Here is a 15,899-nt window from a genome sequence, read left to right on the forward strand (position 1 = left end):
GCGCGATCATGGCACCAGTCCGGCGCAACCGCCCCCACTGGACCCTGCGCCTGCTCGCCGGGCTGGCCTCGCTGACCGGGATCGTGGCGATCGTCGCGGGCGTGCCCGTGGCGCTGATGGAGTTCGCGGGCAACCCGCTGCCCCGGCAGATGCCCACGCTCGACGAGATCACCACCGCGCTGACCTCGCCCGACAACGGCGACCTGTTCCTGAACACGCTCGCGGTGGCCGGCTGGATCGCCTGGGCCACCTTCACGCTCAGCATCCTGGTGGAGATCGGAGCCCGGATCAGCGGCCGCCGCGCCGCCCGGCTGCCCGGCCTCGGCCTGCAGCAGCGGGTCGCGGCCGTGCTGGTGGGCGCGCTCATCGCGGTGTTCGCCGGGGCGAGCGTGGCGACCGCCGCGCTGCCGTCGCTGCCCGTGCCGAGCGCCGCCCGGCTCGTGGCGACCGCTCCGTCCGCTCCGTACGCCGGTGTGGTGGCCGCACCCCGGGTCGCGCCCGCCCTGGCGTACGCCGCACCCTCGGTCGCGCCCGTGCAGGCCCACGCGGCTCCCACGCCCGTGCAGGCCGTCGCGGCCGCGGTGGAACGGCACCAGGCCTCACTCCGCGAGCGTGTCGAGCGTCCCGTGTACGTCGTCAAGAAGGGCGACTACCTCGGCTGCATCGCGCAGCGCTTCACCGGCGACTTCGACCGATACCAGCAGCTCGCGGCGCTGAACCCGCAGCTGATCCGCAACCCGAACCACATCGAGCCGGGCTGGCGCATCGTGCTGCCCGCCGACGCGCACGACCGCGGCCAGATCCGCCACGCGACCGGCAAGCTGCTGCTGCCCGCCGTCGAGACACCCGCACCCCAGCAGCCCACCACCCCGCAGCAGCCCACCACGCCGCCCCCGCCCGCGACCCCGGCCCCGGCGACCCCGTCCCCACAGGCCAGCCCGCCCCCGGCGGCCCCCGCGCCGGCGACCGCGGTGACGCCCTCGGCCCCGGCCCCGTCCACCTCGGCGGTGCCCGCCCCGGCCACCCGCCCGAACGTGATACCGCTGGACGAGACCGATCCCGGCACCGGCCGGACCAAGGTGCTCGCCGCCGGCGCCGGGCTGGCGCTGGCCGGGGTGCTCGCCGGGCACGTCGTGGTACGCCGCCGGATCCGTCGCCTGCACCGGCTGCGGGTGGGCCGCCGCCGGGGCGTCGGCGGTGTTCGCAGCCCGCTCGGCTACCGGACCCGTGAGGTGCCGCCGCGCCACCGTGCCACCGAACGCCTCGACGCCGGGCTGCGCCAGCTCACCGCAGGGCTGCGCGGGCGCGCCCCGTGGGAGATGCCCGACATCGCCGCCGCCTGGGAGCACGGCGGCGACCTCGCGATCATCCTCGCCGCCCCGTGCGCGGACCCGCCGGAGCCGTTCGACGTGCAGTGGCCCAACACCTGGTCGCTGTCGGCGTCGTCGTGGCTGCCCGATCGCGTCGACACCCCGTCGCTGCTGCCCGGCCTGCTCAAGATCGGCACCTGGCCGCAGGGCGGCGAGCTGTTCGTCGACGGCGAGCGCACCGGCCTGCTGACCCTGCTCGGCGACCCGCAGCGCTGCGACGACCTGCTGCGCTACCTGGTCGCGGAGGCCGCCACCGCCAGCTGGGCCGACGAGGCCGCCGTCACCGTCGCCGGGCTGAGCAGCGCCGACATGCGAGCCCTCGGCGCGCTCAGCGACCGGGTGCGCACCAGCTCGTCGGTCAGCGACGCCCTGGCGCGTATCGGCCGCCGCGCCGCCGCCAACGCCGCCGTGCTGCACGACTCGCAGACCGCCGACATGCCGACGGCCCGCATCAACAACGTGACCGGCGACGCCTGGGGCATCCAGTTGCTGTTCGTGGCCGACCCGTGGGGCGAGCACACCGAGCAGCTGCGCGACCTGGACGCGCTGCTGGCCGACCTGGGCCGGGTCGGGGTCGCGGTGATCGCCACGCATCCCACCGGCACCCGCTGGTCGGCGAGCATCTCCGCCGACGGCGGCGTGCACATGTCCTGGCTGGCCGTCACCGACATCACCGCCTGCGAGCTGACCAGCGCCCGGCTGGCCGCGCACGTGGCCGGGCTGGCCCAGGTGGCTCAGGCGGCCCGGGTGCCGGTGCAGTCCACCGGGCCCCGGCACCGGCTGCGCTGAAACCCCGACGACCGCCCATCGGGCGGCCCGTTACGGTGTCGGCCATGCCCAAGCTTCTCGTCGAGCGCGCCATGGAACTCATGTGCGCCAACTACGTGTTCCCCGAGCGTGCGGTCCCGGCGGCGGCCGACGTCCGCCGCCGCCTGACCGAGGGCGAGTACGACGGCCTGGACGAGGCGGCGCTCGCCGAGGCGCTCACCCTGCGGCTGGCCGAGCACTGCGCCGACAAGCACCTTCGGGTACGCGTCCGCGACGCCCGCCTGCACACCACCGTCGACCCCGCAGAGGCCGACGCCGTCTACCGCGAGCACCTGCGCGTCACCAACCACGGCATCGCCCGCGTGGAACGCCTCGACGGCAATATCGGCTGCCTCGACCTCCGTGGCATCACCATGGCCGGGCTGGGCGGCCGGGCGATCGCGGCGGCGATGGAACTGGTCTCCCAGACCGAGGCGCTGATCATCGACCTGCGCCGCAACCGCGGCGGCTCACCCGACGGCGCCATCTTCTGGACCAGCTACTTCTTCCCCGACGGCGACACCCACCTCAACAGCATCGAGTCCGGCGCGGGCACCTCGCTCCGCCAGTACTGGAGCGTGGCCTACCTGCCCGGCGAGCGCTACCTCGACCGACCCGTATATGTCCTGACCAGTGACTTCACCTTCTCCGCCGGCGAGGAGCTCAGCTACAACCTCCAGTCCCACGGCCGGGCGACGCTGATCGGCGAGACCACCCGCGGCGGCGCGCACCCCACCGACCGCTTCCCCATCACCCCGACCCTGGAGATCACCGTCCCGGTGGCCCGCTCCATCAACCCGATCACCGGCACCAACTGGGAGGGCACCGGCGTCGTACCCGACATCGCCGTCCCCGCCGACCAGGCCTTCCCTACGGCCTACCGCCTCGCCCTGGACCACGTGCAGGCCACCACGCCCTCCCCGGCGATCCGCGACGAAGCCCACGCCGCCACCCTCCTCCTTGGCTGATCATGAACTTATGGCACGGCTCGGCGGCGTGTCATCGCCACAACTTCATGATCACCGCTCGGTGGGTGGGTGCGGGTGGCTCCGGTAGTCGGGTGAGGACAGGAAGGCGGTGAGGGCGGGGCGGGCGTAGCCGGCCAGGTCGAGGGACAGGATCTCGGCCGGGGGTACGAAGAGCATGGCGCGGCCTTCGCCGAGCACGACGTCGGACTGGCGGGCGGTGGTGCGGCCGTGGAAGAGGTAGCCGTACAGCGGGCTTTCCGGCATCCGGCCCTCCCAGAACAGGGCCAGCTCGGCGACGCGCAGGCCGGTCTCCTCGTACAGCTCGCGGTGTGCGACCTCCAGCGGCTGCTCGCCGGGCTCGGCGACCCCGGCGGGGAAGGCCCACTGGTTCGGGAACGTCGGCGCGTGCTCGTCGCGCTCCTGCAGCAACAGCGCACCGTCGGCGTCGACGAGCAGCACCCCGGCCACGAACTTCCGCATGGGCGGGGATCTTAGCCAGGTACGGCACCCGGCAGGGGACCGTCCTCCGGGCCGTCGTGGTGACGTCCAGCCCTGTGCCGCAGTACCTCTCTGCCAAAGTTCACATCTTTTTTGATGTGGCCACATCAAAAAAGATGTAGCCGTGCCGGGACCACTGTCGGTCGGCCGCCGCCACGCCCGGCCGACCGGGTCGACGCCGGCGGAGGACCCGTTCGAGTCGCTGCCGTGTCTGTCGGCGTAACCTGGCCCGGGTCGGGGGGAGGGGTGCCTGTGCGGGCGGATGTGATCACCACGTTGCGGGCGGCGGGCTGCGTGTTCGCCGAGGACGAGGCCGAGCTGCTGATCTCGGCGGCGGCCGGGCCGGCCGAGCTGGAGGAGATGGTCGCGCGCCGGGTCGCGGGGCTGCCGCTGGAGCACATCGTCGGCTTCGCCGAGTTCTGCGGGCGGCGGATCGCCGTGGACCCGGGCGTGTTCGTGCCGCGCCGCCGCACCGAGCTGTTGGTCGAGGAGGCCGCGCGGCTGCTGCGGCCGGGGTCCGTGGTGCTGGACATGTGCTGCGGGTCGGGCGCGGCGGCGGCCGTGCTGGCCGCGCAGGGCGGCATCGAGGTGCACGCCACCGACATCGAACCCGCTGCGGTGGCCTGCGCCCGGCGCAACGTCGAACCCCTCGGCGGCCACGTGTACGAGGGCGACCTCTACGAGCCCCTGCCGGACTCGCTGCGCGGCCGGGTGGACGTGCTGGTGGTGAATGTGCCGTACGTGCCGACGGATGCGATCGCGCTGATGCCGCCGGAGGCGCGGCTGCACGAACCGACGGTCGCCCTCGACGGCGGCCCCGACGGACTCGACATCGCCCGCCGGGTGCTGGCCGGCGCGGGGGATTGGCTCGCCCCGCACAGCCACCTGCTCCTGGAGACCAGCGACGAGCAGGCGGACACGGCCTGCGCCCTGTTCGCCGCGACAGGGCTGACCCCGCGACTGGCCCACTGCGACGAACGTGGCGCGGTCGTGGTCGTGGGGCGAAGGACCTGACCGACGCCGGACCGCACGACACCTTGCGCAAGGCGGGTACGGTTGCCGCGTGCCGATCGCCGCCGCCTCCCGCTGGGCCATGACCCTGTGGCTGGCCGTGCTGTGCGCCGGTGCGGCTGCGGACCAGCCGAGCCTCGGCACGATGCTCGCCGGTGCGGCGGCCCTGCTGCTCGTCACCGCCCTGGCGGTAGCCGCCCACGGCATCGCGGGCCGCCCGTCGAGCCGGGCCGCGATCGACCTCGCGCTGCGCGAGCTGTCCAAGCACACCGGCGTGCTGCGCCAGCGCGACCCCGACGCGGCGGGCCGCCCCCGCCCCCGAGCACCCGGCTCCACCCCTCTGGCCTGCTGACCCGGCGTCATCCGGGCGCGGCCCACACGGTCCGAGTCCACGCCCGCCGGTCGACCGACGTCCCGGCCGGGCAGCCGTACCCGCAGAGGGGTTTGTCTTCCATGTTCGCTTCGCTGTTCCATGCCGCGCACACCGCGGTCGTCCACCTGTCCACCCTGCTCGCCCCCGTCGGCGGCGTGGCCGCGGCGGTCGTCGCCGTGACGATGCTGGTCCGGCTGCTGCTCCACCCCCTGACCAGGGCTGCCGTGCGTGGCGAGCGGGCCCGCGCCGCGCTCGCGCCGCAGCTGGCCGCCTTGCGCAAGAAGCACGGCAAGGACACCGCCGCTCTCGCCCAGGCCATGACGGACCTGCACCGCGAGGCCGGCGTGTCGCCGCTGGCCGGGTTCCTGCCGATGCTGCTCCAGGCGCCCGTCTTCATCGTCCTGTACCAGCTGTTCGCCAGCGCCACGGTCGCCGGGCAGGCCAACGTGCTGCTGGACAGCACGCTGTCCGGGGTGCCGCTGAGCGCGCACCTGCTCGCCCCGGCGGCGGCGTGGCTGCCGCACCTGGCCGTGTTCGGCGGCGTGGTGGCGGTGCTGACGGCGCTGGCGTGGGCCTCGTCACAGCGGGCGGCACGCCTGGCGGCGCTGCAGGCGGAACCGCCGACCGGCCTGCTGGCGATGCTCCCGCGGGTGCTGCCGTACACGATCCTGCTCAGTGCCGTGGTGTTGCCGCTGGCCGCGCTGCTCTACCTGGTCACCTCGACGGCGTGGACGGTCGCCGAGAACGCCCTGCTGCGCCGCGGCTACCCGGCACGGGCCGCGGCCGTGCGCCCGGCGGAGGCGTGACTTCGGTCGGACAGCCGATCGCGAGCACCGGGACCCGTCGGTAGCGTCCTGGCGTGACCAAGCATCGGGCGAACGAGGACGACGCGACGACGATCCTGCCCAGGCTGAGCCTGCCAGCGACAGTCGAGGAACTCGCGGCGCAGGAGCGGGCGCCGGAGCCGAGGCGCTCCCGGCGGCCGGTCGTGATCGTCGTCGCCGTCACCACGGCGCTCGCCACCGCGACGGCCGGCTGGGCGCTGACCCGGCCGTCCGACCAGGTGATCCCGCAGCCCGCGGCGCTGCCTACCGCGGGTTCGCGCGGATATGTCGACGGGTTCGGCGCGGTCAGCGAGTCGGCGGAGCCACCGGTGCGGGAGTTTCCGGGCAGCCCGGCGGCCCGGCCGTCAGCGCCCGCGCCGTCGTCCGCCGCGCCCGTGCCGGGCCAGTCGCTGGCCCCGTCGGCGCTGCTGGCGGGCAGCCAGCGGTCGCTGCGCGCGGCCGACCACCCGGACCGGTTCGTCCGGCAGAGCGGCGGCCTCGCCTCGCTCGTCAGCGTCACCCTGGCCAGCCCCGGCGGGGTGCGGCAGGCGGCCACCTTCACCGTCGCGGCGGGGCTGGCCGACAAGAACTGCTTCTCGTTCGTCGGGGTCGACGGCGGCTACCTGCGGCACCGCGACTGGCGGATCCGCCACGAGCGCAGCGACGGGTCGCCACTGTTCCGGGCCGACGCGACGTTCTGCGTCCGGCCGGGCAAGGTGGCGGGCGCGGTGTACCTGGAGTCGTACAACTACCGCGGCTACTACGTCCACCTGCGCGGCGAGGAGCTGTGGATCGACCGGTGGCGGGACCGGGACGACCGGTTCGACCGCGAGTGTGCCTTCGCGGTCAGCGCACCCTGGGGCTGACCTGCAATTTGCATGGTCCACGCCCATCCGTAGGCAGCCCCGGTTACTTGCGTATGGCTACGTAGCGCTCTACGGATTGTCGCCACAGCCGCGCTCGGCGATCGTTGAAGGCATGGGTGGACCACCTGGGAACCGCCGAGCGACTCCCCAGCGGCACGTGACTTCGTCTCCGTGTCGCTGGGTGGATTCGCACCCCGTCGGAGGGACCCGAACGGTTTGAAGGTAACGGCCGGTCACCGCCGGCCGGAACCAGTGCTCTCGCTGAGCGGTGTGGCAGGGAGATGCGTCGTCATCCAGAGCTGGCGGCGTACGACCCTGAGGTGGGGGAGCGGCCGATCGTCGCTCCTCCACCACCAGCACGAACGACAGGCTCGATCCACCGTCGCCCGGTCTGTGCCAGGGCCGCGACGGGGCCTGGGGAGGAGGTGGCCTCCGGCGCCGGCAACGGCTCCGGGGGCCGCTCATGCTTCCGCCTCGCTGCGCGCGGCTCCAGCATGAGTCGCCGTGCTCATGATTCGCTCGCTGACGCTCGCTCATGGGCTCAACCGGGCAGATCCAGCTCCACCCCCGCCAGCTCGGCTCGGGAGTGGACGCCGAGTTTGTGTAGCGAACGTGCGACGTGCTGTTCGACGGTGCGCGGCGACAGGAACAGCATCTGGGCGATCTCGCGGTTGGTGCGCCCCTGCGCGGCCAGCCGGGCCACCTCCCGTTCCCGTGGCGTGAGGCCGCCGCCGTAGCCGGGCCGCCCGCCCCGCGCCACCACCCCGTGTTCGCGCAGCGTGTGCTGGCAGCGAGCGGCGTCCCAGCCGGCGCCCAGCCCGGTGAACACGGCTCCGGCCGCGGCCAGCACCGCCAGCGCGTCGGCGTCGCCGGGCCGTGAAGCCAGTTCGCTGCGGGCCCGGCCCTCCTCGGCCTGGGCCGCCTCGTACGGGCGCGGCTGCGCCGCGAAGCCCTTCGCCGCACCGGCGAAATGCTCCACCGCCTCGGCATGGCGGTCCTCGGCGGCCAGCAGGTGCCCGCGGCACAGCTCCAGCGAGGCCTCCGCCAGCGGCGACTCCCGCCCGCGCATGCCCGCCGCGAACTCCTCGGTCAGGCCACGCGCCTCGGCGGTCAGGCCCGCCTGGCCCAGCACGTGCACCGCGTACGGGGCCAGTTCGGCGGCCCAGTTCCAGATGGCCTTGGCCCGCACCCGGGCCACGGCGCGGCGGGTCTCGGCGACGGCCTCGTCGAGCTGCCCCCGGGCCGCCAGCACCCGGATGTACGCCCCGGACGCCGCGGCCACCACGGGCACCGTGCTGGTGTGCGGCGCGGCGACGCCCGCCGCCGCCAGCGAGGACTCGGCGGTTTCCCAGTCGCCGCGCGCCATCGCCAGCAGCCCGGTCACCAGGTGGCCCTCGACCTGTGTGGTGGGGCCGTCCGGCCCGATGAACTCCGTGGCCCGGTCGGCCAGCCCGGTCCAGCGGCCCATCGACCAGTCCAGGCGCAGCATGGTGCAGCGGGCCGTGGTGGAGGTGACCGACGCGCCGACCTGCGCGGCGAGGTCGGTGGCCTGGCGCAGGAAGTCCTCGGCGGCGCGGTGGCGGCCCAGCAGGATCGTCGCGTCGGCGAGGTTCTGCAGGCCTCGCGCGACCTGCTGGCGTACGGCCAGGTTCGGGCCGCCCTCGGTGGTCAGCCGCTGCGCCACCGTCCACGCCGCGGGGTCGCCGCAGTTCATCAGCAGGGTGGCCCGGTTGGCCAGCACGGCCATCTTGATCGCGGCGTCGTCGCAGGCCGCGGCGGCCTCCTCGGCGCGTTCCAGCCAGCCCAGGTCGTGGCTGAACGAGGAGAAGTGCAGCACCGGCCAGGACAGCACGGCCATCGCCCGGGCGGCCAGCGCCGGGCGTTCGTGCAGCTCGTCGACGGCCTGTTCCACTTCGGCCGCGCCCTCGGCGTACTCCCCGGCCTGGTTCATCAGCACCAGCCCCAGCTTGAGCCGCAGCTCGCCGCGGGCGGCGACGGGCAGCCGGTCGTCGGCGATGATGCGGCGCAGCAGCGCGACGGTCTGGTCGGAACGGCGGCCGACCTCGGCGGTCTGCGCCAGCCGGATCGTCAGCCGGGTGCGCACGTTGCGGGGCACGGTCTGGTCGGCGAGCACCTCCTCCAGGGTGGCGATCGCGGCCTCGTTGTCGCCGTCGGCGATGTAGCGCTCGGCGGCCGCCTCGGCGTGGCGCATCCAGGCTTTGTGCTGGCCGGAGCGGCGGTGGTGGTGGGCCAGCCGGGCCAGCTGCGGGGCCGCGTTGCCGTGGGCGAGCGCGGCCGCGGCGCGGCTGTGCAGCTCGCGCCGCCACGGTCCGGGCATCACCTCGTACACGGCGCGGGCGGCCAGCGGGATGCGGTAGCCGTAGCGGCCGTCCTCGGCCTCGGCGAGCACTGCCCCGGCCAGCACCTCGACGAGCGCGTCGCGGCCCTGCCCGGCGTCCATCCCGGACACCTCGGCGAGCAGTTCCTCGGCGACGGGTTCGTCGAGCACGGCGGCGGCTTCGGCGATGCGGCGCCCGGTCGTGGACAGCGCGGCGACGCGGGCGTTGGTCAGCTCGCGCAGCCGGGCGGGCGGGGCGAACCGGCCGAAGCCGTTGCCGTCGGGGTCCTCGCCGGGCAGGCGCAGCTGCTCCAGCACGTCCTCGATGACGCGGGGCACGCCGCCGGTGGCCGTGGCGAGCCGGGCGGTGAAGTCGGCCGGCACGTCCGGGTTGGCTCCGCTCTGCCGCCGCATCTGGCGTACCAGCTGGCGCACCTCCTCGGCCTGCAGCGGCTGGACGCGCACGGTGGCCGAGCGCATCTGCGGGGCGTACGCGGCGGCGACGCCGAGCGGCAGTCCCGGCACCGCCAGCTCTTCGGGCCGGTAGGACAGCACCAGGCACACCTCGGGCAGCGGCGCGGACAGCAGCAGCGACAGCAGGTCGCGCGAGTCCGGGTCGATCCACTGCAGGTCCTCGACGACGAGGGTGACCCGGCCCAGCGAGCCCAGCAGCGCGCGGATCGCCCGCAGCATCCGGTGGCGCTCCTCGGCGGGGTCGGCCAGCCCCGGCAGGGCCGGCGGCATGCGGTCGGCCAGTTCGGGCAGCAGCGGGCGCAGCGCGCCCAGCAGCGGGTTCAAGGTGGACGCCGGGGGCAGATGCGGCTCGGCGCTCAGCAGCAACCCCGTCACCGCGGCCAGTGGCAGCGGCGGGCGGATCGGCGGGCACGCGGCGGCCAGCACCGTGCCGGCGGCCTGCCGCCGCCACTCGTTGATCAGCCGGGTCTTGCCGCTGCCGGCTTCGCCCGCGACGAACAGCACTGCGGGTGGATCGGCCACAGCGTGGAGGAAGCGTTGCAGAGTCTCGTTGCGCCCGACGAACGCGCGGTCTGTCTGCACGACCGTATCTTCGCCGCTGTCGGGCATCGACGCCAAGTCGTCCCGTGCAGTGATCGCGACAGCGGTGGCCCGGGCTTGCCGGGGCGGCCGGCCGCGCGGCCCGTGGGTAGTGTTGCGGCGCAGGGAAAGAGGAGGCGCGGATGGGCCGGGTCATCGTCATCGGGGACGTCGGCGGTTTCCCCGATCAGCTGCGTGCGGCCCTGATCGCGGCCGGGGCGCGGAAGAAGGATCTGCGGCTGCCCGCCGACCTGACCGTCATCCAGGTCGGTGACCTGGTCGACCGCGGCCCGGACAGCTCCGGCGTGCTGCGCATCGTCGCCGGCCGCCTCGACGAGCAGCCGGACCAGTGGATTCAGCTGCTGGGCAACCACGAGTCGCAGTACCTTCCCGGCGGCGACCACTTCTTCCCGGAGCGGCTGTCCAAGAACGACGCCCGCCTCCTGCGCACCTGGTGGGAGGACGGCAGGCTGCGCGTCGCGGCGGCGCTGCGCACCGCCGACGGCGACGACTACCTGCTCAGCCACGCCGGCCTGACGTTCGCGTGCTGGCAGGAGCTGGGCGAGCCGGCCACCGCGGCGGCCGCGGCCCGGCTGCTCGACGAGCGGCCCGAGCCGATGCTGTGGCGCGGCTTCTACACCGGCACCGACGGCAAGTCCGGGCCGCTGTGGGCCGAGGCGGGTTCCGAGCTGTACGGCGAATGGCTCGGCTTCCACGCCACCGGCGGCTTGGTGCCGTTCGGCCAGATCCACGGCCATTCACAGGTCGTCGGCTTCCGGGACCGGAGCTGGCGCTGCACGGGGAGGATCCGGCAGCGGGCGACCGTCGACTGGGAGGCCCGGCACGTGCGGGTGCGCGCGGGCGGCCGGGTGCTCATCGGCGTCGACCCCAAACACGGCCGCAACGGCGCGGCGTCGTGGCGTCCGCTGGAGCTCGACGGCGCCACGGTGCTCGACTTCGGGCACCGTGCGGGCGACGCGGTGAACGCGATCGCGGGTGAGTCGCGACCCGGCCGCGGGGCGGATCGGCCGTACGACGTCGTGCTGTTCGGGGCGACCGGGTTCACCGGCGGGCTGACCGCCGAATATCTCGCGCACCACGCGCCGGAGGGGTGCCGGTGGGCGCTGGCCGGGCGGGACCCGGACCGGCTGGCGGCGGTGCGGGACCGGCTGGCCGCCGCCGTGCCCGGCTGCGCCGAACTGCCGCTGCTGCCCGCCGACAGCGGCGACCCTGAGTCGCTGGCCGCGCTGGCCGCCTCGGCCCGCGTGGTGATCAGCACCGTCGGCCCGTACGTGCTGCACGGCGAGCCGCTGGTGGCCGCGTGCGCGGCGGCCGGGACCGACTACGTGGACCTGACCGGGGAGCCGGAGTTCATCGACGACATGTACGTGCGCCACCATGCCACCGCCGTCGCGTCCGGGGCGCGGCTGGTGCACGCGTGCGGGTTCGACTCGGTGCCGCACGATCTCGGCGTGTACCTCACCGTCGGGCGGCTGCCGGCCGACGGCCCGATCCAGGTCGACGGCCACGTGCGGGCCGGTGGCACGGTCTCCGGCGGCACGCTGGCCTCGGCGCTGCTGGCGTTCTCCCGGCGGCGGGAGACCGCGCGGGCGAGCCGGGAGCGACGCGCGCTCGATCCCCGGCCGGCGGGCAGGCGGATCCGCACCCCGCTGGGCGGGCTGCGCCGGGTGCACCCGGACAGCGGGCTCCAGGGCTGGTCGGTGCCGCTGCCGACGGTCGATCCGCAGATCGTGGGCCGGTCAGCGGCGGCGCTGGAGCGGTACGGGCCGGACTTCGCCTACACCCACAGCGCGGCGGTGCGCCGCCTGCCGGTCGCGCTGGCCGGGCTCGCGGGCGCGGCGGTGCTGTTCGTGCTGGCCCAGCTCGGGCCGGTGCGGCGGTGGCTGATGCGGCGGCTGCCGAGCGGGCAGGGGCCCGGCCCGGAGCAGCGGGCGAGGAACTGGTTCAGTGCCAGGTTCGTCGGCGAGGGCGGGGGCCGTCGGGTGGTCACCGAGGTGTCGGGCGGTGACCCGGGTTACGGCGAGACCGCCAAGATGCTCGCCGAGTCGGCGCTCTGCCTGGCCTTCGACGCACTGCCGCCGACGTCAGGGCAGGTCACCACGGCCGTGGCGATGGGTGACGCGCTTGCCGCACGACTGGTCGAGGCCGGGTTGCGGATCAAGGTCGAGCAGGTCTGAGCACGACAGCACGGCCCGCCGAGGCCGGAAACGGACAGTGGCCGCCGGGCTGATGCCCGGCGGCCACTGTCACGTACTGCGGATCAGCTCAGCTCGACCGGCATCCGCCGGCGGCGGGCCATCGTGAACACGACGACGCCGAGCGCCACGAGCGCGCCGCCCACGCCGGCGATCAGGCCGACCTGGACACCGGTGACCGGCAGGCCGCCGCCCGCGTGCGCGATCTTCGCCTCGTTGTTGGCGTTGTTCGCGTCGCTCCACGGCTCGCCGCGGCCGACCGGGGTCAGCGTGGACACGCCGTCCGCGCCGCTGTCGCCGGTGATCTCGAACTTGAAGTCCAGCGTGTACGTCTCACCGGCGCCGAAGAAGTAGCTCTGGTTCCAGCAGTGGTAGTACGTGTACCCGGGCTTGGAGCCCCGGCCCTCGTAGCCGTCGCCGACCTTCTCGATCGCCTCGCACTGCTTGGGCACGCCGACGAGCTTGGCCCACTCCGGCACGGTGATGCCGAACATCAGGATCGGCTCGCCGGAGCTGACCGAGTTCGACGAGCTGGGACCGGTGTTCTTCACGCCGAGCTTCGCCGTGACGGTGTCGCCGACGCCGCCGGCCAGGTCCGCGCCGATCGCGGCGAGGTCGAACGGGGTCTTGATGTTCCAGCTGGAGTCGGCCCAGTTGTCCCGGGTGTCGATCTCGACGACGCGGGCGGTGCGCTGGCTGGGCAGGGTGGCCGGGACCAGCTTCAGGTGCTTGCCGGAGCCGCGCTCGGCGAAGCCCATCCGGGTGCGCGCCTGGGCGGGGAGGTCGTCGCCGACGTCCACGATGGAGGTGCCCCGCTCGAACGTCGAGGTGTCGGCGGCGATGCGGCCCTGGAACCCGCCCTCGATCTCGACGGCCTCGTTGGGGCCGAGCCCGCCCTCGATGGGCAGGGTGCAGTAGACGTGCGTGCCCTGGGCCTCGTCCCAGACGGCGTACTCGCACTCCTCGTACTCGACGGGCGTGATGCCGTGGGTGAGGCTGAAGGTGAAGCTCAGCGACGGCGCGGCCTTGTCACCGACGTTGCCGACGACCATAGGCATGGACACGTCGTCGCCGATCTTCGCGTCCTGGTCGTACTTGCCCTGGTCCAGGACGATCAGGTCGGCGCCGCTCTTGACGGTGACCTTGGTGTTGACCGTGTACGGCTCGTTGTCGGCCGACGACGTGGTCACCGGGACCTCGGCGGTCGCGCCCTCGGTCGCGCCGGCCAGCGGCTGCAGCAGCACGGAGATGATGCTGTCGACGCCGCCGTCGGCGAAGGAGCAGGTGGCGGTCTTGTCGGCCACCTTGCACTTCTCGCCGTCGGGGCCGGGGAAGGAGACCTTGGCGATGCCGTCGAGCGCGGCCAGGTCGAGGACGACCTTGCCGCCGGTGACATCCTCACCGAAGACGTACAGCGGGTAGACCTTGCCCGGTGCGCCGCTGGCGCCCATGGTCAGGTCGTCGAACTGGGCGCCGAAGTAGCCGGCGGCGTGGGCGGGCGCGGGGGCCAGCGCGATGGCGGCCGCGGCGACAGCGCCCACTGCCAGCAGGCGGCGGGGGATGTGCAGTCTCATGGGGTGTTGCGTCCTCCCGTGACGATGATCGTGCCGCCGCAGGATACGCAGAGCGTTTCACGTTCGCTGACCCGTCGGTCAGGCTATGGCCGGTCGGTGGCGGCACTCGTCCCATCGGCCGACCTGCCGTGTCGTGGGGCATCGGCATGAACCGGTTCAGCCGAATGTTCGCGGCTCGGGATGTGCGGGCCGAAGGAGGCACCTTAACCGGTTGCGTCCATCGGTGCATCAACCTATGCTGATGCGGACGCTTGTAGGGAGCCGTCGGGCTGCGTCATACCGATTCCTCGTGTCCGTCCCCCCGCGTCGGCCGTGCCGGCGGGGCTGCTCCCTCCGAGGTGAACATGAAGAGAAAGATCGCGCTGGCCGCTGCGTCCCTGCTGGCGCTGGCCGTCGCCGTGGTGGCGTTCAGCCAGCCCGCGCAGGCCGCCACCGGCATCCGCGTGTCCAACGGCAAGCTCGTCGAGGCCAACGGCACCGCCCTCAAGCTGCGCGGCATCAACCACCCGCACGCCTGGTACGCCACCCAGACCAGCTCCTTCGCCAACATCAAGGCGGCCGGGGCCAACTCCGTGCGCGTGGTGCTGTCCGGCGGGCGATGGACCACCAACACCGCCTCCGACGTCGCCAACGTCATCTCGCTGTGCAAGACCAACAAGCTGATCTGCGTACTGGAGAACCACGACACCACCGGTTTCGGCGAGCAGAGCGGCGCGGTCAGCCTGGACACCGCCGTGAACTACTGGATCAGCATCCAGAGCGCGCTGACCGGCCAGGAGAACTACGTCATCCTCAACATCGGCAACGAGCCGATCGGCAACAACGCGGTGACCCCGAACTGGACCGACGCCACCAAGAGCGCCATCCAGCGGCTGCGCAGCGCCGGGTTCCAGCACACCATCATGGTGGACGCGCCGAACTGGGGCCAGGACTGGTCGTTCACGATGCGCGACAACGCGCCGAGCGTGCTGGCCGCCGACACCACCGGCAACACCATCTTCAGCGTGCACATGTACGGCGTGTTCGACACGGCCGCCGAGGTGACCGCGTACGTCGACTCGTTCACCAGCCGCAACCTGGCGCTGTGCGTGTGCGAGTTCGGTGACAACCACTCCGACGGCAACCCCGACGAGGACACCATCATGGCCAAGACCCAGTCTGCCGGGATCGGCAACATGGGCTGGTCGTGGAGCGGCAACGGCGGCGGCGTCGAGTACCTGGACATGGTGACGAGCTTCAACCCGGCCCAGCGCAGCACCTGGGGCAACCGCTACATCACCGGCAGCAACGGCCTGTCCACCACCTCGACGCAGGCGACCATCTACAACACCGGCGGCGACACGCAGGCCCCGACGACGCCGGGCACCCCGTCGGCGTCGAACGTGACCTCGTCCTCACTGTCGCTGTCGTGGTCGGCCTCGACCGACAACGTGGGCGTGACCGGGTACGACGTGGTGCGGGTGTCGGGTTCGACGGAGACGGTGCTGGCCTCGCCGAGCACGAACTCGGCATCGCTGACCGGCCTGACCGCCGCCACCCAGTACACCCTGGCCGTGTACGCCAAGGACGTCGCGGGCAACCGCTCGTCCCGCTCGTCCACGGTGAGCGTGACCACACAGACCGGCGGCGGCACGGGCGGCTGCACGGCCACGTACACGATCACCAACCAGTGGCCCGGCGGTTTCGGGGCTAACGTCACCGTGACCAACGGCGCCACCGCCAGCACCAGCTGGGCCGTGACCTGGACGTTCGCCAACGGGCAGACCATCACGCAGATCTGGAGCGCGGTGGACACCGCCAGCGGCGCGAGCCACACGGCGCGCAACATGAGCTACAACGGCAACCTGGGCCCGAACGCGTCCACGTCGTTCGGGTTCAACGGGACCTGGAACAATTCGGTCAACGCGGTGCCCGCGCTGACCTGCACGCGTAGCTGACGCTCGCTTTGCGAACAGTTGAGCCCGTCCCGTGCCCGCGGGGCGGGCTCAGCTGTTTAGTTCC

Annotated in this window: 11 protein-coding genes and 1 pseudogene; 9 read left to right on the plus strand and 3 right to left on the minus strand. The window is 73.5% G+C overall.

Annotated features, from left to right (window positions below):
• The first annotated feature begins 8 nt into the window (after positions 1–8).
• Both AB0B35_RS35460 and AB0B35_RS35465 read left to right on the plus strand, forming a co-directional pair.
• Complete coding sequence (locus AB0B35_RS35460) at positions 9–2,159, plus strand: LysM peptidoglycan-binding domain-containing protein (protein WP_361054270.1); 2,151 nt, start codon at positions 9–11, stop codon at positions 2,157–2,159.
• A gap of 44 nt (positions 2,160–2,203) precedes the next feature.
• Positions 2,204–3,145, plus strand: coding sequence for a S41 family peptidase (locus tag AB0B35_RS35465; protein ID WP_361054273.1), 942 nt, complete (start codon positions 2,204–2,206; stop codon positions 3,143–3,145).
• Positions 3,146–3,196: 51 nt separating this feature from the next.
• Here AB0B35_RS35465 and AB0B35_RS35470 read toward each other — a convergent pair whose 3' ends face one another.
• Positions 3,197–3,625 carry an NUDIX hydrolase gene (locus AB0B35_RS35470; RefSeq protein WP_361054276.1) on the minus strand — a complete coding sequence of 143 codons (429 nt, stop codon included), beginning with the start codon at positions 3,623–3,625 and terminating at the stop codon, positions 3,197–3,199.
• Positions 3,626–3,895: 270 nt separating this feature from the next.
• Between AB0B35_RS35470 and AB0B35_RS35475 the strand changes: the two genes are divergently transcribed.
• The 4 genes from AB0B35_RS35475 to AB0B35_RS35490 all read left to right on the plus strand — a co-directional run bounded on the left by AB0B35_RS35475 (position 3,896) and on the right by AB0B35_RS35490 (position 6,717).
• On the plus strand, positions 3,896–4,657 hold the full coding sequence (locus AB0B35_RS35475; protein WP_361054279.1) for a putative protein N(5)-glutamine methyltransferase: 762 nt from the start codon (positions 3,896–3,898) through the stop codon (positions 4,655–4,657).
• Between the two features lie 49 nt (positions 4,658–4,706).
• The gene (locus tag AB0B35_RS35480; protein ID WP_361054282.1) at positions 4,707–5,006 is read left to right on the plus strand and encodes a DUF6412 domain-containing protein; all 300 of its coding nucleotides are present in this window, start codon (positions 4,707–4,709) and stop codon (positions 5,004–5,006) included.
• Between the two features lie 101 nt (positions 5,007–5,107).
• Positions 5,108–5,833, plus strand: coding sequence for a membrane protein insertase YidC (gene yidC / locus AB0B35_RS35485; protein WP_361054285.1), 726 nt, complete (start codon positions 5,108–5,110; stop codon positions 5,831–5,833).
• 53 nt (positions 5,834–5,886) lie between these two features.
• On the plus strand, positions 5,887–6,717 hold the full coding sequence (locus AB0B35_RS35490; protein WP_361054288.1) for an AbfB domain-containing protein: 831 nt from the start codon (positions 5,887–5,889) through the stop codon (positions 6,715–6,717).
• Between the two features lie 541 nt (positions 6,718–7,258).
• On the opposite strand, the gene AB0B35_RS35495 is transcribed toward AB0B35_RS35490, so the two are convergent.
• Entirely contained in the window at positions 7,259–10,111 is a 2,853-nt protein-coding gene (locus AB0B35_RS35495) for an AAA family ATPase (RefSeq protein ID WP_361054291.1), read from the minus strand.
• A gap of 140 nt (positions 10,112–10,251) precedes the next feature.
• Between AB0B35_RS35495 and AB0B35_RS35500 the strand changes: the two are divergent.
• Together AB0B35_RS35500 and AB0B35_RS35505 are read left to right on the plus strand one after the other, a co-directional pair.
• Positions 10,252–10,638 (plus strand): annotated as a pseudogene (locus AB0B35_RS35500) (metallophosphoesterase); the annotation flags it as partial.
• Positions 10,639–11,097: 459 nt separating this feature from the next.
• The gene (locus AB0B35_RS35505; protein ID WP_361054423.1) at positions 11,098–12,306 is read left to right on the plus strand and encodes a saccharopine dehydrogenase NADP-binding domain-containing protein; all 1,209 of its coding nucleotides are present in this window, start codon (positions 11,098–11,100) and stop codon (positions 12,304–12,306) included.
• An 83-nt stretch (positions 12,307–12,389) separates the two neighbouring features.
• Here AB0B35_RS35505 and AB0B35_RS35510 read toward each other — a convergent pair whose 3' ends face one another.
• Positions 12,390–13,898 carry a hypothetical protein gene (locus tag AB0B35_RS35510; protein WP_361054294.1) on the minus strand — a complete coding sequence of 503 codons (1,509 nt, stop codon included), beginning with the start codon at positions 13,896–13,898 and terminating at the stop codon, positions 12,390–12,392.
• A gap of 344 nt (positions 13,899–14,242) precedes the next feature.
• Between AB0B35_RS35510 and AB0B35_RS35515 the strand changes: the two genes are divergently transcribed.
• Positions 14,243–15,835, plus strand: a complete 1,593-nt coding sequence (locus AB0B35_RS35515; protein ID WP_361054297.1) for a cellulase family glycosylhydrolase — start codon at positions 14,243–14,245, stop codon at positions 15,833–15,835.
• Positions 15,836–15,899: the final 64 nt, after the last annotated feature.

It is taken from the genome of Catellatospora sp. NPDC049133, assembly GCF_040648455.1.
Lineage (GTDB): Bacteria > Actinomycetota > Actinomycetes > Mycobacteriales > Micromonosporaceae > Catellatospora > Catellatospora aurea.

What these genes read in the sequence shown, in the direction of transcription:
- yidC (WP_361054285.1), top strand. Translation starts at nt 5,108, where the DNA reads ATGTTCGCTTCGCTGTTCCATGCCGCGCACACCGCGGTCGTCCACCTG.
- AB0B35_RS35460 (WP_361054270.1), top strand. Translation starts at nt 9, where the DNA reads ATGGCACCAGTCCGGCGCAACCGCCCCCACTGGACCCTGCGCCTGCTC.
- AB0B35_RS35465 (WP_361054273.1), top strand. Translation starts at nt 2,204, where the DNA reads ATGCCCAAGCTTCTCGTCGAGCGCGCCATGGAACTCATGTGCGCCAAC.
- AB0B35_RS35470 (WP_361054276.1), bottom strand. Translation starts at nt 3,625, where the DNA reads ATGCGGAAGTTCGTGGCCGGGGTGCTGCTCGTCGACGCCGACGGTGCG.
- AB0B35_RS35515 (WP_361054297.1), top strand. Translation starts at nt 14,243, where the DNA reads ATGAAGAGAAAGATCGCGCTGGCCGCTGCGTCCCTGCTGGCGCTGGCC.
- AB0B35_RS35510 (WP_361054294.1), bottom strand. Translation starts at nt 13,898, where the DNA reads ATGAGACTGCACATCCCCCGCCGCCTGCTGGCAGTGGGCGCTGTCGCC.